The organism is Paenibacillus taichungensis (assembly GCF_013359905.1).
GTDB classification, from domain to species: Bacteria; Bacillota; Bacilli; order Paenibacillales; family Paenibacillaceae; genus Paenibacillus; species Paenibacillus taichungensis.
The window spans coordinates 48,656-70,979 of sequence record NZ_JABMCC010000105.1; the positions used below are offsets into that span (position 1 = coordinate 48,656).

Annotated in this window: 15 protein-coding genes; 8 read left to right on the plus strand and 7 right to left on the minus strand. The window is 45.7% G+C overall.

The window, feature by feature from the left end; all coding sequences use genetic code 11:
* Positions 1 to 591 precede the first annotated feature (591 nt).
* Both HP548_RS09945 and HP548_RS09950 read left to right on the plus strand, forming a co-directional pair.
* Positions 592 to 2,334 (plus strand): methyl-accepting chemotaxis protein, encoded by a 1,743-nt coding sequence (locus HP548_RS09945; RefSeq protein ID WP_175381646.1) that lies wholly within the window; start codon positions 592 to 594, stop codon positions 2,332 to 2,334.
* Positions 2,335 to 2,380: 46 nt separating this feature from the next.
* Positions 2,381 to 6,088 (plus strand): amino acid adenylation domain-containing protein, encoded by a 3,708-nt coding sequence (locus HP548_RS09950; protein ID WP_175381567.1) that lies wholly within the window; start codon positions 2,381 to 2,383, stop codon positions 6,086 to 6,088.
* A gap of 106 nt (positions 6,089 to 6,194) precedes the next feature.
* On the opposite strand, the gene HP548_RS09955 is transcribed toward HP548_RS09950, so the two are convergent.
* Complete coding sequence (locus HP548_RS09955; protein WP_246318013.1) at positions 6,195 to 6,815, minus strand: TraX family protein; 621 nt, start codon at positions 6,813 to 6,815, stop codon at positions 6,195 to 6,197.
* A 53-nt stretch (positions 6,816 to 6,868) separates the two neighbouring features.
* A complete protein-coding gene (locus HP548_RS09960; protein ID WP_099853418.1) occupies positions 6,869 to 7,348 on the minus strand; it encodes a GNAT family N-acetyltransferase in 480 nt (159 codons plus the stop codon).
* A 210-nt stretch (positions 7,349 to 7,558) separates the two neighbouring features.
* Between HP548_RS09960 and HP548_RS09965 the strand changes: the two genes are divergently transcribed.
* From HP548_RS09965 to HP548_RS09980, 4 genes are read left to right on the plus strand one after another with little or no spacing between them, the layout of a single operon-like run.
* Entirely contained in the window at positions 7,559 to 9,004 is a 1,446-nt protein-coding gene (locus tag HP548_RS09965; RefSeq protein WP_076289443.1) for a spore germination protein, read from the plus strand.
* Entirely contained in the window at positions 9,001 to 10,152 is a 1,152-nt protein-coding gene (locus HP548_RS09970; RefSeq protein ID WP_099853420.1) for a Ger(x)C family spore germination protein, read from the plus strand. The genes HP548_RS09965 and HP548_RS09970 overlap by 4 nt, the downstream gene beginning before the upstream one ends.
* Before the next feature lie 42 nt (positions 10,153 to 10,194).
* Entirely contained in the window at positions 10,195 to 10,401 is a 207-nt protein-coding gene (locus HP548_RS09975) for a hypothetical protein (protein ID WP_076289441.1), read from the plus strand.
* Positions 10,402 to 10,415: 14 nt separating this feature from the next.
* Positions 10,416 to 11,534 carry a GerAB/ArcD/ProY family transporter gene (locus tag HP548_RS09980; protein WP_076289440.1) on the plus strand — a complete coding sequence of 373 codons (1,119 nt, stop codon included), beginning with the start codon at positions 10,416 to 10,418 and terminating at the stop codon, positions 11,532 to 11,534.
* A gap of 8 nt (positions 11,535 to 11,542) precedes the next feature.
* Here the strand turns inward: HP548_RS09980 and HP548_RS09985 are convergent, their stop codons facing one another.
* The gene (locus HP548_RS09985) at positions 11,543 to 12,016 is read right to left on the minus strand and encodes an RbsD/FucU family protein (RefSeq protein WP_175381568.1); all 474 of its coding nucleotides are present in this window, start codon (positions 12,014 to 12,016) and stop codon (positions 11,543 to 11,545) included.
* Between the two features lie 298 nt (positions 12,017 to 12,314).
* On the opposite strand from HP548_RS09985, the gene HP548_RS09990 reads away from it, so the two are divergent.
* Both HP548_RS09990 and HP548_RS09995 read left to right on the plus strand, forming a co-directional pair.
* A complete protein-coding gene (locus HP548_RS09990; RefSeq protein ID WP_175381569.1) occupies positions 12,315 to 12,743 on the plus strand; it encodes a MarR family winged helix-turn-helix transcriptional regulator in 429 nt (142 codons plus the stop codon).
* A gap of 32 nt (positions 12,744 to 12,775) precedes the next feature.
* Complete coding sequence (locus HP548_RS09995) at positions 12,776 to 14,098, plus strand: MFS transporter (protein ID WP_175381570.1); 1,323 nt, start codon at positions 12,776 to 12,778, stop codon at positions 14,096 to 14,098.
* 99 nt (positions 14,099 to 14,197) lie between these two features.
* On the opposite strand, the gene HP548_RS10000 is transcribed toward HP548_RS09995, so the two are convergent.
* From HP548_RS10000 to yicI, 4 genes are all read right to left on the minus strand, one after another.
* Complete coding sequence (locus HP548_RS10000) at positions 14,198 to 15,499, minus strand: MFS transporter (RefSeq protein ID WP_175381571.1); 1,302 nt, start codon at positions 15,497 to 15,499, stop codon at positions 14,198 to 14,200.
* Positions 15,500 to 15,677: 178 nt separating this feature from the next.
* Positions 15,678 to 18,590, minus strand: a complete 2,913-nt coding sequence (locus HP548_RS10005) for a glycoside hydrolase family 3 C-terminal domain-containing protein (protein WP_175381572.1) — start codon at positions 18,588 to 18,590, stop codon at positions 15,678 to 15,680.
* A 15-nt stretch (positions 18,591 to 18,605) separates the two neighbouring features.
* Positions 18,606 to 19,622: an aminoglycoside phosphotransferase family protein gene (locus tag HP548_RS10010; RefSeq protein ID WP_175381573.1), complete on the minus strand. Its 1,017-nt coding sequence runs from the start codon at positions 19,620 to 19,622 to the stop codon at positions 18,606 to 18,608.
* Between the two features lie 221 nt (positions 19,623 to 19,843).
* Positions 19,844 to 22,162, minus strand: a complete 2,319-nt coding sequence (gene yicI / locus HP548_RS10015; protein ID WP_175381574.1) for an alpha-xylosidase — start codon at positions 22,160 to 22,162, stop codon at positions 19,844 to 19,846.
* Positions 22,163 to 22,324 lie beyond the last annotated feature (162 nt).

Below are 22,324 nucleotides of genomic sequence, written 5' to 3' on the forward strand. Positions count from 1 at the left end.
TGTAGTTATTATAGATAAAACCGCTTCCGATGTATATCTGTGCATGACTTGTTGAACTGGAAAACTTGGCCTGTTTCTCCGCTTCACATGTATCATTGATGTTGCTTATGTACATTCTTGGTTAGCTTCTCCTCCCTGATATCTGATTTGTGTGGCAGAAGAAAGTCCGTTTTCTGTCGTTTTCACTATTTTTTCAATGTTTTAGGATGTTTTTTAACCCACCATGTTATAGAATACAGAATGAAACTAAAAAATGGGAATTATTTTAAATAAACAGTTCTAAATACCTAAATCACTCCTTCATATGTCCATAAATACGTAAAATATTAAAAAAGTTTTAACAAAACTATTCAATTTGACGACATTTTATACGACATATTAAGTATAGATGTGTTTTAATAATTAGACACCCATGGGTATCTAGGTAAAAATATCTCTACATAGCGACTAGAAACCCAAGACCATGGTCGCATATTATACCTTTGGAGGGGATACGGGAATGACTTAATTTGCATCATGAAGACTTCAGCATATTATCAATTCAAAGAAGATCAGGAGTGGACTTTAGTGAAATCATTAAGTTGGAAAAGCATGTCTTTTTTCTCCAAAAATCTGTTACTTTCATTTACTAACATCATTATTATCGGCGTGGCACTTATTGCCAGCAGCTATTACTTTCAAAAAACGATTCTCGTTGACCAGCTACATGGTCAAGTAGAACAAATCACCAAAAAATGGGCAGAGGGCATTGATTCCACCGAAGTACAGGCTGCTATTACAGAAGCCAATTACGATGGAAAAGCACAAACCAAATTGCGTGCCTATTTCGATGAAATGCAACAATATTATCCCAACATTGCACAAGCCTACATCTTTGGTGTAGAGCTGGGTGGAGATAACAAGCGGTTAACTTCCCTGGTTGCCATGCCAACCAATCTGAAGGAAGCCTTCCAGAGTGAAAATGTAAATATCGGCGACATGTATGAACAGCCTGTCGTTGTGGCAAATGCACTGAAAGAAATGGTGAATACGGATCGCCCAACGTTCACCACATTTTATTCCGACGACTTCGGAACCTGGACAACCATTGCTTATCCGATCAAGGATAGTAATGGCAAGATTTACTCTTACTTTGCAGTCGATGCAGACGCATCAGCAGTACCTGCCGGACTGAACAAATTGCTTAAGAACGGAATAATCATCCTGGTAGCGTTCCTGCTGTTGTTCCTGATTATCCAATATCTTGTTGTCAAAAACACGCTCTCCCCTATTCGTCACCTGATCAAAGGGATTGATGACGTAAGCCGGGGTAATTTGAATGTCAAAATTCCGACAGGCAAAGACGATCTGGGCATTGTGAACGAAAAGTTCAATACCATGGTTCGCAAGATCAACGATACCATCGTCAAAGTACAAATCACTTCGCAAGAAGTTAACGAGTCTGCCAAGGAACTGTATGAAGTCTCCGAGAGAAACAGCGAGAATGCTGATACTATTAATAGTAATGTTACTCAGATTACATCCAACATTCGTGCGCAGGAACAGGCAACCCGCGATAGTGCCCGTGCGATGTCCGAGATGGCTGTCGTCATTCAGACTATTGCCAGCAGTTCAGCGAGTGTAGCTGACGAGGCCTATGAGATGGAACGTCGATCTCAACAAGGAAACAGTGTGGTTCGTCAGGTATCCGAACAGATGAATCTGATTACGGAATCTGTTAAAAACACCGCATCGGCCATTCAGGTTCTGGAGAGCCGCTCGCAGGAAATTGGCGATATTCTGAATATCATCTCAGGCATTTCCAGCCAGACGAACTTGCTTGCACTCAACGCATCGATTGAAGCAGCACGTGTTGGTGAAGAAGGTCGAGGATTCGCGGTTGTAGCAGGTGAAGTACGTAAGCTTGCTGAGCAGTCTGAAGAATCCACGAGCCAGGTTGCCGTACTGATCCAGGAGATTCAGGCTGAAATTAGACAAGCCGTTCGTGCGATGGAACAAGGAACGTCTGAAGTGGATACAGGGCTCAGCGTAGCTGATCAAACGGGTCAGTTGTTCGAAGAGATTCTGGAAGCAGCCAAGAAAGTATCGAATCAGATCCAGGAAGTATCCAGTGCTACAGAAGAAATTTCTGCAGGTACAGAAGAAATGACCGCAACTGCGGATGATTTGTCTGCGAGTGTGAGTAAGACAGCTGACAATAGTGAACGGATTTCTTCATCTGTTGATGAACAAAAAGCATCACTGATTACACTTGTTGATTCCTCTACCCGTTTGAACAGCATGTCTGAGGAACTGCAAGAACTGATTTCACATTTTAATGTAAGTAAACAATAATTCAACCCACAACTTGAACGGTTTGAACCAAGGAGGAACAACTGAAGTGGTCGAAAATCAATCATCATCTCCCCAAACAGTGGAATCTAGCCTGCCGGTTCTTCAGATTCCACTGGATTTTGGGCGCCGTCAACAATCATTCACTTATGAGTCTGCTCATCTTTCACTGGAATCGTCCCTGGGTCGGGAACTGAAACAAAAATTCGGGTCAGAGGGTGTGTATCCAGCATTATTGTCTGCCTACGCAGCCCTGTTGTTCCGTTTATCAGCTGAGCAGGAACTTGCCATCGGCACGCTGGCTCCCGATCAGGCAGCTTCCCCTGTGTTATTGCAAATTCAAGGCAAATTAACCTTTAATGAACTGATTCATCAGATTTCCGATCAACTCCAGCTTCATTACACGCTGCAAGCGGGAGGAAATCCGGAAACGCTGTTCATGTATAACAGTGTACAGCTGCCTAAAGCTCCTCAATTGTTAAATTGGAATATCCGTGATGATCAGGATATGCTCACACTGGATCTGTTCTATGACAGTTCACTTCTAAATGAATCTACGGTCACAAGATATGCAGAGTATTATCAGACTCTTCTTTTGGCTATGCTGCGTGACCAAGACAAGGCCATCGGTACAGTGGACATTTTATCCGCTTCAGACCGATTGCTATACCGAGAAATGAATGATACCGCCGTTCTCGAACCAGAGCATCAGACAATTCATGGCTGGTTCGAAGCAACAGCAGCCGAATATCCTGAATCTCCAGCAATTACTTCACCAACTGGCCGGTACACCTATAGAGAATTGAACGAACGTGCCAATCAGGTAGCCCGTGTGCTGTTATCCAACGGATTGCAAAAAGGAGAATTCGTCAGCATCTTTATGGAGCGGAGTCTGGAAACGATTATATCTTTGCTCGGTATTCTTAAAGCTGGCGGAGTATACGTCCCTGTCGATCCTGAGCATCCACAAGAACGCAACAGTTATATTGTCGAAGATACAGCTTCATCCTTTGTCCTAACCAAAGAGTCCTCTTTACCTGAAGCTTCACGGTTATTCTCAGGAATTACTACCGTTCGCCAAATCCTGGCCGTGGATGGACGCCTTGCCGGATTCGCAGCAAGCAATCCCAATCTGGATATTCAACCAGACGACCTGGCGTATATCATCTATACCTCGGGATCTACTGGCAAACCGAAAGGTGCACTGATCGCCCATCGAGGTGTTGCCAATCTTGGTAGTGTCGTGCAACGGGATTGCGATATTCAGCCAGGTGACGTATTAACCCAGTTTGCTACATACAGCTTCGATGCATCAGTGTGGGATACGATTGGCGCCTTGTTCTACGGAGCAGAACTGTACCTGTTGTCGGCGGAAGAACGTGTATCCGTTGAAGAATTTGCAAGTGCCATTGAGCGCACAGGTACAACGATTATTACAATACTGCCTACCATCTTTTTCAACCAGCTTGCTTCCTTCCTGTCTGATGAAGGCTTCCACAAGCTGGCCAAAGTCAAAATCATTACCGTGGCTGGAGAAGCACTGTATGGTGAGCAGGTTCGCGCCTTCCAGCGCAAATTCGGCAACCAAATTGATATCGTCAATGTATACGGACCTACGGAATGTACAGTAGCAACAGCGACTCACCGAATTAGCGAGCAAGTTCCGGAAAGTGTTGTTAACATTCCAATCGGCAGACCGATTCATAACTATAAAGTGTATATCGTTAATGAAGAACAGCAGTTATGCCCGGTAGGCGTTCCTGGCGAGGTATATATAGCAACACCCGCTCTGGCCAAAGGTTATCTGAACCAGCCGGAGCGTACAGAACAGGCATTCGTTGATAATCCATTTGCAATCGATGAGAAAATCTATAAGTCTGGCGATATTGCCAAAATGCTCGATAGCGGACTGCTGGAATATGTAGGACGCAGCGACTCTCAGTTAAAAATCCGGGGTCACCGGATTGAGATTGGAGAGATCGAGGATCATTTTGCCCGTCTGGATCAGGTTCAGGATGTTGCCGTGATTCCCAAGAAGGAATCTGATGGTCAAAACATGCTCGTAGGATACTTTACTTCTAAAGATGGCAGTACACTTTCCGTTGCGGACATTAAAGCGGAGCTAACGGTGAAGCTTCCTTCCTATTTTGTACCCAAATGGATCTGCCAGCTTGATGAAATGCCGATTGCACCGACAGGCAAAATCAATCGCAAAGCGATGGTAGCTCTGCCTCACGTAGAGCGTCATGAAGATCGACCTGATCGGGTACTGCCAGAGACGGAAACCGAAGCGATTATTCTGGAAGCATGGAAAGAAATTCTTCAGCACGATGACTTTGGTGTGGAGGATAGCTTCTTCGCCATTGGCGGTGACTCTCTTCGGGTCATCCATGTGCTGGTCATTCTTAAACCGCATTATCCGTTGCTGAAAATTGCCGACTTTTTTGCCGAGAAGACGATTCGTGCCTTGGCGCAACGCGTGGAGAAGCTGGCTCAAACTACAGAAGAAACTGCCCATTCCTCAGGGAATAACGGCGTAATTACCCAATTGTCTGAACATCCTGTAGAGCTGAAATCCCAGATTGGATATCCTGAAATTCTGAATCCCGAGCATGTACTCCTGACCGGGGCTACCGGATATCTTGGATCCCATGTGCTGCAACAGTTGATTCTAACTTCGAATACACGCATCTATACTCTTGTTCGCCGCCCAGCAGATGGAAGCTCTGCGATGGAACGACTGAGCAGCGTTATGAAAAGTTACTTTGGAGCAGAACTGCTACCCCTCCTCGTATCCCGCGTCGAGATTATCGAAGGCGATCTGGAGCAACCGAATCTTGGTCTTTCAGTCGAGCAGACAACTTACGTACAAGAACGAATTGACCGTGTAATACACTGTGCTGCGGATGTACGACATTTCGGGGATGCAGCACAATTCGCCAAAACCAATGTGGATGGAACCACCGCATTGCTTAAGCTCGTTCGTAGCAAGCCAGGTGCCTCCTTCCACCATGTATCCACGATGGGCATACCGGAAGATCTTGCACTCAGTGGACAGTGGGAATCCTCATTGCAATACGATCGCTTCCCAGCCGACTTGCATGTGGAAAACCTATACTCCGACAGCAAGCTTGAAGCTGAGAAAGTGCTTATGATTGCTGCTGAAGAAGGTGTACCTGTGAGCATCTATCGTGCAGGTAACCTGACATGTCATTCCGAGACGGGTCGTTTCCAATCTAATATCGATAGTAATGCCTTTTATCGTATGATTAAAGCAATGTTATTGCTGGGTAAAGCACCGGCAGCCGACTGGATGGTTGATTTTACACCTATTAATTATGCAAGTCAGGCCATTGTACATCTGGCATTACGCCAGGATACAGCAGGACGTGTATTCCACATCTGTAATCCGGAGCCTATCAGCTACGATGATCTGATTCGTTCTGTGAATCGGGCCGGTTATGAAGTGGAGACTCTGCCTTTTGCAGAGTATACCAACTGGTTGTTCGATGGCAGTGTCAGCAAGGACCCTGAGGCGCTTCAACTGGCTATCGCCCAGCTTGAAGGAGACGGTGCAAAGGATTCTGCATACGTGTATGCCTCTCCTGTAACAACTGCTTATGTGGAACCAGCCGGCATTATATGTGCAAAAACAGATGACCGTTTCATCTCAAAAATGCTGGAACATGCCATCGAGATTGGTTATTTCCCTAAGGCCGTTCGACCGCAGTTTGGCACTTCTCCAACGATGGAATAAATTCAATAAAGTGAATGCCTATATTGCATCCATTAATGAATATAAAGAAGCCACCTCAACGTCAGTGATGACGGATAAGGTGGCTTCTTTTCTTCGTGAAGAATTCTCAAATCAAGCGGATCAAAGCAATGACAGCCAAATGTGCAGGATAGAAATAACGCCAAATCCAACGCGGACCCTTCAGGCGGAAGCCTGCGTTATAATACTGGGCCAATGCAATTCCCGCTGTAGCAATCACGCTGTACATCTGAATAGAGCTGCTGTGCAGGTAAATATAGAGCACATTTAAGAGCAAATGAGCCATTACCAATACTGGGCCCTGGAAGTAACGGAATAGCAATACAAGCAGTAAGCCATACATACCATAATCCATATGGGTCATCTCCATGACCAAACCAGCCACGATCACAATCGGAATTCCCAGCAAACGGACCGGAAGTTTATCGAGCACAAGCAATACAAGTAGAGCAGACCATAATGTCCATACCACATTCAGCGAAAAATGATTAAAAGCCGCCATAAAAGGTAATTGAGAGATCACTGCTATCCAGAACAACCGCCATATGTATTTTTGTACGTTGCGAGTATGTTTATAACCGATATAAACGGCAAAAGCATAGATTGGGAAAGCAATCCGCCCTATGATTCTTAGCTCCCCCACCTGTGGATAAAAGACGGCCCCTATATGATCGATCAACATCGTGATCATGGCTATCCATTGCATCATTTTGTGCTAATCCCTCCTGCTTATCCTGAACTTCAGGGTTCTCCAAGTCTTTCTTATATCTGAAGTTCATAATACATGAACTTGGTGTCCAGCGTATAGCCTTCCGACTCATATAATGCCCGAGCTTTCTTGTTGCTGATCGCCGTAGAGAGCACTATTCGCACAGCTCCACTCTCATTTCCCCATCGTCTTGCAGCTTGCAGCAGCTTACGCGCAATTCCCCTCTGTCGATAATCCGCATGTACGTACAGATCATTAAGTACCCAGATTGTCCTCATGGACACTGAACTAAAGCTGGGATACAGCTGTACAAATCCACCAAAATCACCCGTTAAAAGTTTATCCGTCAAACTGCACTCCACTTCCGATTCTGCAATTAAAATAACGGATTCATTGCGTTCCATACGTTCTCTAATATATTCATTCGCTCCGTTCAAATCAGTAAGCTGATCGTAAAACATCCTATACTCATTGAACAACTGTGCTACTCCGTTAACATCGCTAAGCTCGGCACGTCTAATCCGATACGCCATCTTTAACTCAACTCCTTATATAAAACGTCTCCCTGCTTAATTCCACCCTCTTATTTTAAAGCAGATTTCACGATCTCCCCATTCATCTTCTGCATCAAAGTTTGTAATATATTTCGATAATCTAAACTTAAAAGTATATTTCATTGGAAGCGTCGCACACTATAGTCAGATTACAGGCTCAGCATTACAGCATAGGGAGGCGAAACTGAAATGGAAAAAGACAATATCTATGAACAGGTTAGAGCTAGTCTGTTGGGTGTTGCCGACATGATCTATCAGCCTTTTCAAATTGGACCTTTTCATTGTGAACTCATCTATATTCAGTCCATTGTGGATACCCCTACTATGCGGGAAGCCATCGTTAAACCATTGCTTGAGGAAGCCTCTCGAAATGAAATAGATCATCAATTCATTACTCGTGTCGTGACCGGATCATTTTTCACACTGAACAGCCATCACTCGAATTCACCAGAAGCTATCGTTACTGATATCGTATCGGGCAATGCAGCCTTATACATCGAAGGTATTTCGGGAATGATTCATTTTGCACTTCAAAATTATCAAAGGCGTTCCGTAGCGGAATCAACCAACGAAGTTGTAATTGTTGGCCCTCAGGAAGCCTTTATTGAAGATATTCATGTGAATATGTCTCTGCTTCGGCACAAAATTAAACACCCTGATTTAAAGATGATCAAATTCACCGTTGGAAAATATACCAAAACCGAGGTGTTTGTAGTCTATATCCAAGGATTATGCAAGCCAGACATTTTGGAAAATGTATTGGAGAGCCTTGGTAATATTGATATGGATAGTAGTTTGGGCGTCAGTTATCTATCTGAATTTCTGGAGGACCATCCCCTCTCTCCTTTTCCACAATATCAATATACCGAACGTCCCGATACGGTTGCAGCTGCACTGGTTGAAGGGCGGATCGGGGTCATGCAGGACGGAACACCTTTCTCCCTGCTCATTCCGGTTACTTTTTTCTCTTTAATGCAGTCCTCGGAAGACTATTATCAACGATTTTATTCTGCCTCTTTTATCAGGATTATTCGTCTCTTGTTTGCCTTTATAGCTTTTCTGCTTCCATCCTTTTATGTCGCCGTTACTACATTTCACCCGGAAATCATTCCGACCAACCTGCTGATTACGATCGCTTCTGCGAGAGAAAACATTCCCTTCCCTGCCCTGATTGAAGCGCTCATTATGGAAGTGACCTTCGAAGGTTTGCGCGAAGCGGGGATTCGTATTCCGAAGCCGCTGGGGCAAACGGTGTCCATTATTGGCGGGATTGTTATTGGTCAGGCGGCCGTACAGGCTGGAATAGTCTCAGCTCCACTGGTCATTGTGGTGTCCATCACAGGGATTGCCGCCTTTATCATCCCGCACTTCGAGCTCGGACTGGCATTCCGGCTGCTTCGTTTTCCGGTGCTTTTTATGGGTGGAACATTGGGTCTGTTCGGCATCGTGATTTCAATCTTTATGATTTATTGGTATATGGTTAGTCTCCGTTCATTTGGCGTGCCATATATGCAGCCATTTGCCCCCCTCGTGCTGCGTGATATCAAAGATACGATCGTTCGTGTGCCCTGGTTCTTAATGAAGAAGCGACCTGCAGCTTACGAAGATGCTAATAAGAAAAGGCAAAAGACATGAAAAGGTTAATGATTACACCCAAACTGACTGTCGCTTTGATGTGCGTTTTACTGTGCAGTGGCTGCTGGTCCAAAGTGGAGATAAATGAACGTACATTTATTACGACCATGTATGTGGATAAAGGGGAAAAGCCGGGTGAAATTGATATTTCACTAAGTATGCCACTGCCGAACCGCATCTCTCCGGAAGGAACGGGAGGACCCGGAAAAAACCCATATGCTCTCGTTTCGGCTACCGCATCCACCATCGCTGATGCCATGGAGAGAATTCAAACCGATCTCACACGAAAGATTTCCTGGGGGCACACACGAGTAGTGGTATTCGGTGAGGCATACGCCAGAGAGGGAATTCAAGATGCGATGGAATGGATCTCACGTGAACCTTTGTTCCATCTTAGCAGTTACGTCATGGTTGCCAAAGGCAGAGCCAGAGACGTGGCTGATCTGACACCGGTTTTCGAAGAAACACCCAGTGATGTGTTAAGGGAATTTGCAACTGAAGAAAACATGTTAAAGACGCAAATGCTCAGTGTACTTATGGCTGACAAAATGAATCAGGGCTTTGTCGCTCCCTTACTGGAATCAAAATCAACCGCGATGGCAAGTGAGGATAATAAACGAAAGCAATGGACCAGCCAGGTAGGGGGTGCTCTTTTCAAACAGATGAAAATGGTCGATTCAATCTCTGCCGATGAAACAAGGGGTATAGCCTGGGCCAATCGTAAATTGGATACCTTGGCTGTCTCCGTGGAAACCGAGGATGAAAAAGCAAGTATGACGGTCTATAATACGAGTTCCAAAATCAAGGTTAGACTTGTAAATGGACAGCCTTTCTTTGATATCACTTTACGGGGGCAAGCAGAACTGAATTCCGTAATCCCGATTCTCAAGGTAAAAGATATTGTGGGTGTCAAACAGATCGAGCAAAAGGCTAATGAAAAAGTAAGTGCCCATCTGACAGACGCCATACGAACCGGCCAACGTAAAAAAGCAGATATTCTGATGCTCGGTTATCGCCTGGAATGGGCATATCCTCACATCTGGGAACAGTTACGTCCCGTTTGGAATGATTATGTCAAAAACGAATTGCAGTTTAAGGTGCATGCCCAGATTAACATCCAGTTTGTAGGTTCGGAATCCAGCTACTAATAGGAACAGAGGAAGCGTCAGGCCACTTTAGGAGGTAAACCAATGATTGCTGTTGTATTGTTTGCCGTATTGTACATACTGGAGTGGCCCATGATCAAGTCCAGCAAAAAGGGAATGAAAAAGACCTATTTCGTTCTGCTGGGAATATTTCTGCTGTGGAATACGTTGGCTGTCTCTGTACCGGGCTGGCCTAATCCCAATGATGTCATCAGGCTGGTCTTTGGCTGGGCAGACCGCTTGTTTGGCTAAGAAAGGAACACGCCATGATCAAATTGTCAGCCGGACAAGCGTACCGTTTTATGTTTGTCTACCTTTACTCCGAACCCATTGCTTTTCTTCTGCAGCGCTTGTTCAAAATGAGCGGGTATCAAGGGTGGATATCCATCCTTGGTGGGTTTGCAATCAGTCTGATCCTTCTCTTTTTCACATACAGATTGGGAGCGGTTCACCCGGATCGACCCTGGATTGATTTTGGTGAAGAAATTGTGGGCAAGGTTGTTCACAAGCTGTTCCTCGGTCTCATCGTGTTGCTGTGCCTGTATTTGATATCAGTTGACGTAGAGAATTTCATCGTTTTTCTGCAATCCATGTATCTACCCGAGACACCAATATGGCTGACAGCAACTATAACCATTTTATGTATCAGCCTTTCAGCACGCTCGGGTTTAATTACCATTGTCTATTTATCAGAAGGGATATTTCTGGTGCAAGTCTTCACGTCTACTTTTCTCATGCCTGCTGTAATGGGTGGAGGAAATCCTGACGTACTTCTTGCCATGGTAACTCATCATGATCTGAAAGAAATATTGACAGGCTCGATTTCAACCATGCCTTGGTTTTCAGAATGGATGATGTTCCTGTTCCTCGCCCCTGCCATTGCTTTCAGGCGGCCGCTTCTACGAAGTATGTTATTTGCAGGCTCTACACTTGCATTATTCATTATCGTGTTCTGGATGTTTACTTTAATGAATTTTGGACCTTACGAAGCCAGCAGTCTTCGCTACCCTTTGCTGGAGATGATACGTTTTGCCCGTTACGGCGATTTTCTGGATAACCTGGATCCCTTCCTGATTGCCATCTGGTCTACGACCATGTTCACGCGCAGCTCGTTTCTGTTATACGTCGCATCCATTTGTCTTGCTAAACTTACTGGAGTCCGGAAGGATAGAACGGTCGTCTATCTGCTGGCAGGAACAGCGGCTTCATATGTACTTCAGTATGCAAAAGACGCGGCTTCTTATGAATTAGCCATTCGTTCTTTCGCCATTGCTACATATGGCGTTCTTATCGAATGCATGCCTATATTGTATGTTGTTGTTTACTGGCTGCGTTTCGGGAAAGGCAAAAAGACGAGCGAGGCTTCTCCCGCCCCGTCGCCTTGACTTTGGATTCAGTTCAGTTCAACTTTTTTCGCTTGTGGGAAAGGATCTGTATCTGGGAAAATGACCCCTTTTTTCAAAATCAAATTGGCATACTGCGCACGTTCACCGGTTGCAACAATGACATAGGCGCGAGAAGCTCTTTCATAAAACGCGAAACGCTCTTCATGATCAAATGCTTCCGTGATACCCTCATGGTCAAGGATCAGCCTGCGGTAATCTTCCCAAATGATGGGCACCACCTGATCCCCCTTGACGACCTGCATAACGGCTGCCGGCCGCTCAGCGTACGTATCCAGTGGATACAAGCTTAAAATGGCATCCAGTAACTCCACTGTACCGAGCGCATCACAGCGAATCAGCCGCTGGGCATGACTAGCTGCGGGGAAGTTGCCATCAGCCAGTACCAGCTCGTCTCCATGGCCCATTTCAGACATGATCTTTAGCAGTTCCGGAGGTATTATTGCGGGAATGTTCTTCAGCATACTCAGCTCTCCTCAGTCAGCTCCAGAATTAGCTGGAGCAGATTCGTCTTCGTAACCTCACCATCATGTAGCCTAATTACCGCGATACAGCGGCACTTCCATTTTATCAGTAATTTCCAAGGTTTGCATATTTCAATGTTCGCATAACGGTTATTCCAATGTGAATTCACATATGAACGGATCTTATCACTGCGCTGATGTTCATAAATCCGTTTTGACAAAATTAATTGTTTAGCATATAGTTGTTATAACAAGTAAATGAGTTGAGGCTATTTTGCTTAAAGAAAGAGAGGATTATATGGGGAACGACTATTCGCTCAATCAATCCATTGGGTTCATGCTGGGCATGACACATCGCAAGGCGTCGGCTTTACTAGCCATACGTTTCAAGCCCTATGATATTACAACAGAGCAATTTTCCGTTCTGTTCAACATCGGTAGAGGCGAAGGCGTAAATCAGAAGGAAGTCGCTACTCGCGTCTATAAAGATCAGCCCACAACTGCCCGTATTATTGATCTGTTGGAAAAGAAAGGCTGGGTCGATCGTCGGACCAGCGAACAGGATCGCAGAGCCTACTTGCTCTACTTGACCGAAGAAGGAAAAAAATTGCTCGACCAGCTTGTTCCGCTCGAAAGAGAAATGAATAAAAATCTGATTGAAGGTATTCCCGAAGACCAGATGGAAGCATTTAGGCATACTCTTTCCCTCATGAACAGCAACTTGTAACGAACTTTAACACCAGGGGGAATGAACAACTAATGAAATCACAATCAGCACAAGTCAAACTATGGACCACCGATTTTATTCTGCTCATGTTATGTAACTTTCTACTCTTTCTGCAACTTCACATGATTGTGTCCCCACTGCCTTCTTATGTGCAGGACCGTTTTCATGCCAATGCCTTTGAAGTCAGCCTCTTTACCTGTCTTTTTGCCCTTAGCGCCATTGCTGCCCGGCTCTATTCAGCCAAAGCATTGGAGAAGGGTCTTCGTAATGCCATGATCTATATTGGCCTGACAATTGCCTTACTCGCTACACTCGGATATTACTTTGCCGCCGGGATTGCTGTCCTTTTATTGCTGCGCATGGTGTTCGGTATCGGATTCGGTATGAGTAGCACGGCTTTCCCCACAATGGCATCGGATATTGTGCCTGTGAAACGAATGGGTGAGGGCATGGGCTATTTCGGCCTTTCCACAAGTCTCGCTATGTCCATGGGTCCCATTATTGGGGTCACCGTGCTTCAAGGTGCCGGTTTCGTGACACTAATGTTATGTACGGCAGGTGTTATCGCGGTCATCTATCCGCTCAGCTATTCACTGACACGCAAGAAAGCTCGCAGGCTCAATGATGAGGTGGTCCCCACTCCACCAGTTGGAACAGCTGCGATATCAGGCACCAAAGTAAAGACACCTTTCAACCGCAAATTGATTCTGCCAAGTATACTGAATTGTTTATTATCCATCACGTATGGCGGACTGGTCGGATTCATCGTTTTGTACGGAAAAGAAGCCAATTTGGCTAATCCTGCACTGTTCTTCTTGTTTAATGCTCTCGCTGTACTGCTGGTCAGACCGTTTGCAGGACGGATTTATGACAGTAAAGGTCCCAAAGCATTACTGATTCCCGGAGCAATATTCATCGCTGCTGGACTGATCATGCTCTCATACGCCTCGTCGATGTCCATTTTGTTTGTCGCTGCATTTTTATATGGAATCGGATATGGTTCGATACAGTCTTCCATGCAGACCTGGATGATTCAGATTGTCTCCCCTTCACAGCGCGGTATGGCTAACGGCATGTTTCTGAATACGCTGGATCTGGGGATTGCTCTGGGAGCACTTCTGCTGGGCGCTATTGCATCTATAACCAGTTATACCGATATGTACCGTTATTCCGTTGTGTTCATGATTCTATTTCTCCTGATATACCTGATTCAAGGGAAACGTAATGGAGGTTTTGCGGTACCTGTGCATCCGTTATTGACTCATACACATATCGCTGCGCAAAATTCCGATCGGCATGAGCTTACTGAGACTGCAACCGAAAAAAACACAACTACTCAGCAAAAAGATAGTTGATGCAACTACACTGCTGTATTTCAATTCATTAAAAACGCGTTTACTCTGTGTGGGAAAATACATTCCTCAGAGTAAACGCGTTTTTTATCTTAAAATAATTCAGAATGGACTTTTCTTCCGTCTCCCTGGCAGATAACCACTGGGCTGTTTTACTTCATCATACTCAAGTTCACGATTATTTTGACCACTACCTGATGTGGGCTGGTTCCCCTGGTCTGGCTTGACTGCCAATAAGGTGAGCAATCCCCCCACCGCTCCGGACGCGGCGAGAATACCAAATAAAAGGAAATGGTGGGAAGAGATCAACAATGACACGACAGGAGGGCCGAGAGACACGCCGATAAAACGCATGCTGCTGAATAACGCCGTGATGGTGCCCCGTTGTTCCTTGTCCACCCCTTCAGTAACCATAGCATCCAGACATGGCAGTGTAGCCCCTATTCCTGCCCCACCAAGGGTGAACAAACCGACGACTACATAGATGTTGTCAAAAAGACCGATTATACCGAGGGATACCGTTAAAACAGCAAGTCCGATAAACCCAAGCCATTTCATCCGTGTCTTGTTCTTTCCTATCCATTTTCCAGCAAAAAAAGACGCCAGACATAAGGCAGCCAGTGGTATGGCAAGTACAAGTCCTTTAAGTACCCCTTTTAATTTGAACTCTGATTCCAATGTCTCCGACAGATAAAAGAGCACACCAAAGAGAACAAACATACAAATACCGCCGATCGCAAAAATCGCATACAGCCAGCGGCCCTTTTCTTTGAGTACACTGCGGATGGAAGCCACAAACTCGGGAAAACTTTTTGGTTCTTCCTTCCGCTTCGGTGTTTTCACTAAGAAAATAACCAGAACCAGGGAAAGCACACAGAGTACCGGAATAGCCATAAAAGGTAAATACCAAATCCACACAGCCAGAGCTGCACCCAATATCGGACTTAGTACCTTGCCAAAGGTGTTCGAAGTTTCAATAATGCCAAGGCTTTTACTCACCTCGTTCTCATCATCAAACATGTCACCAACCAATGGTATGACAATCGGGAAAGCTCCGGCTGCTCCTATCCCTTGCAAAAGTCTGCCACCAAGAATGGCCCAGTATGCCGCATTTCCATTCAGCATCCAGGCTGCTCCACCTGCTACCGCGCCTCCTACAGCTGCAATGATGAGACTGGGAATAATGACGGCTTTTCTGCCGAAACGATCCGACAGATATCCTGCAAGTGGAATGAGCAGGATTGCGACGACCGCATAAACCGTAATTAACATGCTGACCTTAAATGAGGACACTTTCAATTCACGCTCAATTTGCGGTAGGATGGGAATCAGCATGGAGTTGCCCAGCGTCATTATTACCGGAATGGAAGCAAGTGCGACGAGGTCCCACTTTTTATCGTTCATGCCTCAACCACCTTTACAGAATCAGAAAACAACAACGTTATTGTGGGTTGTTCTGCAGTTGAATATACGGCTTATGTAAAAAAGGTCACTTGGGATGACAGCGCAAAAAGACTGTCGCACTAAATTCAGTGTCGGGACAGCCTTTTCACTATCATTATGAAGATCAACAAATCAACATTTATTTCAGTACAAATTGCTGAAGAGCTGCACCGCCCTTGAAAACGATGCAGAGCTGTTCAATCTCACGCTCTGCCTTCAGGGAACAGCGAACTGTGCTCCACTGAAGATCCTTTCCGTTGACTGTTCCAGCAGAACCGGGAACGACACAAGTGCCGAGCAGCGGGCCTTCTGGACCTTCAGCCCGAATCTCCAATTCGCCACTTACTCCGAAGGCTGCCACACGACCTTCAAACCCACTAGCTTGCCGGAAGCCATTGTCGTGGAATGAAATCCAGGAAGAACGACCTTCATTATACAGCGGTTCACCTGAAACAATGGCACGGATGGCTGAACGGCCTTCCAGACACTCATCCAACAGAACGCCTGCATAAGCATCGTAATTTTCCGCAAACGTAGGTAGGTTCAGTGCTCGTTGAGGAATGGTTTCACCCTCGATGAGAATTTCTGCGGTCTGACGAATATCTGCTGAGGAACGTCCAGCCATGATCGACCAGGCGGCGGTTTCAAGACAATATTTGTCTCGAGTGACATCCCAGAAAGCCAGTTTCTGAACAGGAATCTCGAAAGAAAGATTTTCCACGGCGCCGGAAGCAAGATGAATCCGCCGGAAGCCGATCAACTGACGTTGTGGGCGTTTCACCCGTGAAGTTTGGGAGTGCCCATACAGCTGCACCACTTCATCGCTGGCACGTTCCCCTTTGTTCTCAACCTGCACTTCAATCTTCAGCACATCATCTCCAGAAGATCCCTCTGTCCGCTCCACTCGAATCGCCTTATACTCAAAGTCGGAATAGGTTAATCCATGACCAAAGGGATACAGGACTGGACCTTCATGATACATATAGGTTGTACTGTTATGAATAACGTCATAATCCATGATGTCTGGAAGCTGCGATTCATCCTCATACCATGTCATGTTCAGTCTACCAGCAGGAGCATAGTTTCCGAGCAGAACATCCGCAACCGCATTCCCCAGTTCCTGGCCTGCATGCGTAAGGTATACGATTGCCGGAGCCACGTCTTTTAACTCTTGCAGTGCGAATGGATAACTGCCAACAATGACAACGACCGTATTAGGATTCACTTGGCAGACTTCTCTTACCAGTCGGGCCTGCTCAGGCGGAAGCTGTAGACTTGGGCGATCAATTTCCTCTTTACCGTTAATATAGGGACTATTACCAACAACAACGACAGAAACATCGCTATTCTGTGCAGCTTTTTTCGCCTGTTCTATTCCGTTAGCAACAACGTCCAGCTTAAACACAGCAGGTTGCTTCTTCCCTTCTACGGCGTCCGGATTACCAGATGAAATCAGGTCTTCGTCTGTTTGTTCCGTCGCTGGGGATAGCACCAGTTGCCCCTGATGTTCATCCAACCTTAGTGGCAGTCCGTTCCACGTTCGCAGCGTACTTTTTCCATCCGGCTGTGAATCAATCTGTACCACTTCCTTGACGAACCAACCACCAATCTCCGGTGCATTCGCCTGATAGATACCCTGTTCGGTTAACGAGACAAAGCGATTGTTTTTCACACTGCGAAGCGAGTGACTTCCCCAGCCCCAGTCCTGATGAATGAATTCAGTAGCTTCTGCACTGCCTTCCGGCACGGCAACAAGCTTTCCTTCTGCCCCAAGCGTGATTACCTTGCCATCGGCTGTCTTCAGACTGATACGATCATTCCCATCTGCAAAAGATACTTCCGCACCGCCAAGCTTCTTACGCAGCCCTTCCAAAACGGTAACACGATAAGGCAGTGTGCCACTGTACCAATCGGTATAGACTACATCCGCAAGGGGACCGATTACGCTAACCTTCTGCAATCTTTCCGATTGGAGAGGAAGCAGTCCATTATTTTTAAGTAAAACGATAGATTCTGCTGCTGCTCTATAACTTAATTTGGCATGTTCAGGCGCGCACAATACAGATTCCGATATCGAAGCATACGGGTTAAGTCCCGTCTGATCCAGTTGTCCAAGCCGCATCCGCACGCCAAAAATATTTCGAATGGCCCGGTCAAGATCCTCGACCTCCAGCAAGTTTCGCTCAAGCGCCTCTTCCAAGGCAGATACGACTAAGTCAACCTCGTCCGTCAGACAGTCCACACCTGCCTTTAAAGCCCCTGCCGCCGATTCCGCATGCGTGGCATGATAACCGTGATAATTGACCGTCTGGGACAAATCTCCCCCGTCACACACGATAAATCCAGGCATGGCCCACTCACCCTTGACCACATCATTCACATATGGGCTTTCAATGGCGGGTGTACCGTTGATCGAATTGTAGGCTGTCATCATGGACAAGGCCCCACCTTCTACGAAAGGCGTCTCGAAGGCTTTTAAATAATATTCACGCAAGTTACGCGGATCGATGCTGGATGAACAATTCAACCGGTCCTTCTCATTATTATTGGCAAAAAAGTGCTTAAGCGTCGCAACCATTTTAAGATAGAAAGAGTGGTTACCCTGCATGCCCTTCACAAGAGCAGCTGACATTTCACCTGTCAGTACGGGATCTTCACCATAACCTTCTTCCGTTCTGCCCCAACGCGGATCTCGTTCCAGATCGACGGTTGGCGCCCATAAGGTCAAGCCGTGACGCTCGGGTGCACGATGGTGGTATGCTCTGGCTTCATCTCCGATGACGGAACCAATTTCGCGCATGAGCTTGGTATTCCAGGTGCTCGACAGACCGAGCGGCTGCGGAAAAACGGTAGCCTCACCTATCCAGGCAACCCCGTGAGCCGCTTCGCCACCCACATTGTAGCCGGGTATTCCCAGTCGGGGTACTGCTGCTTCGCGTGTAGGAATTAATCGGATTTTCTCCTCCGTTGTCAGACGCGCAATCAAGTCATTTAATCGTTCTTCCAATGGCAATGTTGCGTCCCACATCGGATATTGAGTATACTCTTTCATACTAAACCCTCCTACTTATTCGTTAAGTTTGAGTCCCTTCCATTCTTCCAATAGATCCAGTGTACGCTCGCGATACTTCTGGCCTGCCTCCGGCTGATCAACCTGATGTTCATGCACATATGCGTTAAAATAAGAGGACAGTATGCGATAGGCCAGAAGGCGTGCCTGTCCCTCATCGGTCATATCCTGTGACTGGCCATAGCCTTCCTGAAAACCAGCTGATGATTCTGTCGATAAAATAGCCTCAAACTGCCTGTCCGCAAACATGGAACGATCCCCATCAATGATGGCGGCTATGTTTGGCTGCCCGTTCTCCTCATGAACAAGCACGTTTGCTTCCCACAGATCGTTATGAACAAGAACCGGAACAGTCACCTGATCAAATAAATCCTTATTTGTTATGAACATATCTGCGATTGCTTCTCCCACACCTGGCATATAGCCGACTTGTGACGCTTTGAGTGCCGTCTCTCCTGCAAAAGCATGCAGCACCTCGGACCAATGATCCGAGCCTTTAATCGTCCCATCGCCCTGCGGCCAGCCAAACGATTCACCCTCAATCTGATGCATTACAGCCGTATAAGCGCCGAGCTGATGATATAATCGTTCTTTATCCGCTACCGAAATCGATGAATGATCCAGCTGCTTACTAGGTATAAACTCCATAAACATATAGGTTCTCGGAATGATCAATCCGCTGTCATCACAGGCAATAATATTTGGAGCAGAAATGCCTGCTTTACGGTAATATTCATAAATAACAGGTTCAGCAGACATCATTGTACGTTCAAATGAAAATAACGGATCGTCAGCAGAGCCGAGCGGCATCTCTACCCGCTCTGGAGCCAAACGTAATATCACATCCGCGTATGACGCATGTTCAAGCTGAATTCGATACGTTGTATTAAAAAGTCCACCCTGCAAAAGTGCAAAACTCTTCACACTGGTAGCGGTTCCAAAATTGTTCTCTACCAACTTATACAGCATCTCGGCAGTAATGGTTTGGTGTAAACCTGAATTCGTTGTACTCATTAGATATAATCCCCTATCTTTATCTGTCGCTTTATAAATTGAACTAAAGAATATTTACATTTCCACCTCGATGACAGAACAACCTTCCGATCATGTAAAAGTTTAGTTCAATCTATAAATGATACTACCATTTCTTTTCTATAACCATATCTTCCAATGGCACGACAGTATACAAACAGACGGAACCTTGCGGCACCGTCCTTCTGTTTATCCAATAAATTTTACAGTTGAATTGTAAGCGAGCTAGCACCTGCTGCTGCCGTAACGACAACACCATTTGTACCAGACGCTTGGGAACCGCCCTCTACGCCGGATACACTTTCGATGCCACGCAGCACGATATTCCATGGTTTACTTGCACCTTCAGCACGAACTTCCAGAACAGAGCCGTTACGGGATACGTTAACAACCAGCTCCTGCTCAGCACTTTGGTTTACAACCACCGCTTGAGTGGAGTTGCCGTCAGCCAGTTCGAACAAGTGAAGGGACACATTATCCGCAAAGTCATAATCCGGTTTGCTATCCACAGCACCAACAGCAATCAGGCTGTTTGGCTTAACCATCATTGGCAGTGTTTTGAAGTCATGATTTTCGCTAATCCAGCGTCCACCTTCAACTTTAGCACCTGTCAGATAGTTGGTCCATGTACCTTCAGGCAGGTAATAACGAACATCACCCTCCTTGTTGAAGATTGGAGCCACCAGGATCGAATCACCAAACATGTATTGTGTATCCAGGCTGAATGTTGTTGGATCCTCTGGGAAATCCAGCAGCATAGCGCGCATCATTGGAATACCTTTTACAGTCGACTCCACCGCAGAATTGTAGAGATACGGCATCAAGCTGATTTTGAGTTTGGTAAAGTCACGAACAACGTCCACGGATTCCTCGTCGAACAGCCAAGGCACACGATACGAAGTGCTTCCGTGTAGGCGGCTGTGAGAAGATAAAAGTCCGAATTGTACCCAGCGTTTGTATACGTCAGGGGTTGCTGTACTTTCAAATCCGCTGATATCATGGCTCCAGAATCCGAAACCGGAAAGTCCAAGCGAGAGACCGCCCCGAAGTGATTCAGCCATGGATTCATAAGTAGAAGAGCAGTCTCCACCCCAGTGAACTGGGAACTGTTGACCACCTGCTGTTGCAGAGCGTGCAAACAGGGCAGCTTCGTTTTTGCCAATCTTTTCTTCGAGCAATTCAAATACAGCTTTGTTATAGAGCTGTGTATAATAGTTGTGCATTTTAACCGGATCAGAGCCATCGAAGTACACGACATCTGTCGGAATTCTTTCACCGAAGTCTGTTTTGAATGAATCAACACCTTGATCAAGCAGAACTTCCAGCTTACTCTTATACCAATTAACAGCATCCGGATTCGTGAAATCAACCAGAGCCATACCTGCTTGCCACATATCCCATTGCCATACGCTGCCATCCGCTGTTTTTACCAGATAACCGTTCTCCATGCCTTCATCGAACAAGTAGGATTTTTCTGCAATATATGGATTGATCCACGCACAGATTTTGAGTCCTTTCTCTTTCAGACGTGCAAGCATGCCTTCCGGATCTGGGAACATCGCTTCATCCCATACGAAATCAGACCATTGGTATTCCTTCATCCAGAAGCAGTCAAAATGGAATACAGACAGCGGAAGATCACGCTCAGCCATGCCATCCACGAAATGGTTAACCGTTGCTTCATCATAATCCGTTGTGAATGATGTGGTCAGCCACAGACCAAACGTCCATGCTGGTGGAAGCGCTGGTTTACCTGTTAATTTCGTATAATTATCAAGTACATCCTTTGGATTGTCACCGCCGATAATGAAGTATTCCAAAGTCTCCCCTTCTACGCTGAACTGCACTTTAGATACATTCTCAGATGCAATCTCATACGATACGCGTTCAGGATGGTTTACAAATACGCCATATCCTTTGTTGGACAAGTAGAAAGGAATGTTCTTATATGACTGCTCACTGCTTGTACCGCCGTCCTCATTCCAAGTGTCAACCACTTGACCATTCTTAACAAACGGCGTGAAGCGCTCACCGAGTCCATAAACATATTCACCAATGCCGAGATCAAGCTGCTCGCGGAAGTACGCTTCCTTACTTGGACCAGTAATATAACCAGCCGCTCTTTGACCGCTACCTGTAATCCGTTTTCCTCCATACAGGAAGCTGACGTCCCAACCGTTCGTTTTGTCGATTTGAACTTCCAGATTGCCGCTTTTCAAAACAGCACCTTGTTCATTTTTCGAGATGTCAACGTTTGCATCTTGAGTATTAAGCTCAAATACAGGCCCTTTTTTCACTCCGCCTTTATGGTGATTCAAAGTTACACGAATAACGTTAGGCATAGGTGAACTGTACGTTGCTTTAAGCAATGTACCATTCAACGTGTCGCCTTTGGTGCGAATATATTTAGTTGCCGCATATACGGTCAAAGAATCCTCTTTTTGCACAATATCACGAATGTCAGTCGGGTTTTGAATGTGGTACCCTTCACGAGTCATCCAGAATCCATCAGTAAATTTCATGTTTTCTTTCCCCCTTCGGTTATACTATAATAATATTGACATTAATAACGAATTTCTTCTCATATTTTGACCAAATATATCACGATTCTGATATTTCTTATCCGATTCTTTATAAACACCACCAATCTATGGGAACGTTTACATTAATAATGATGCAAAAGG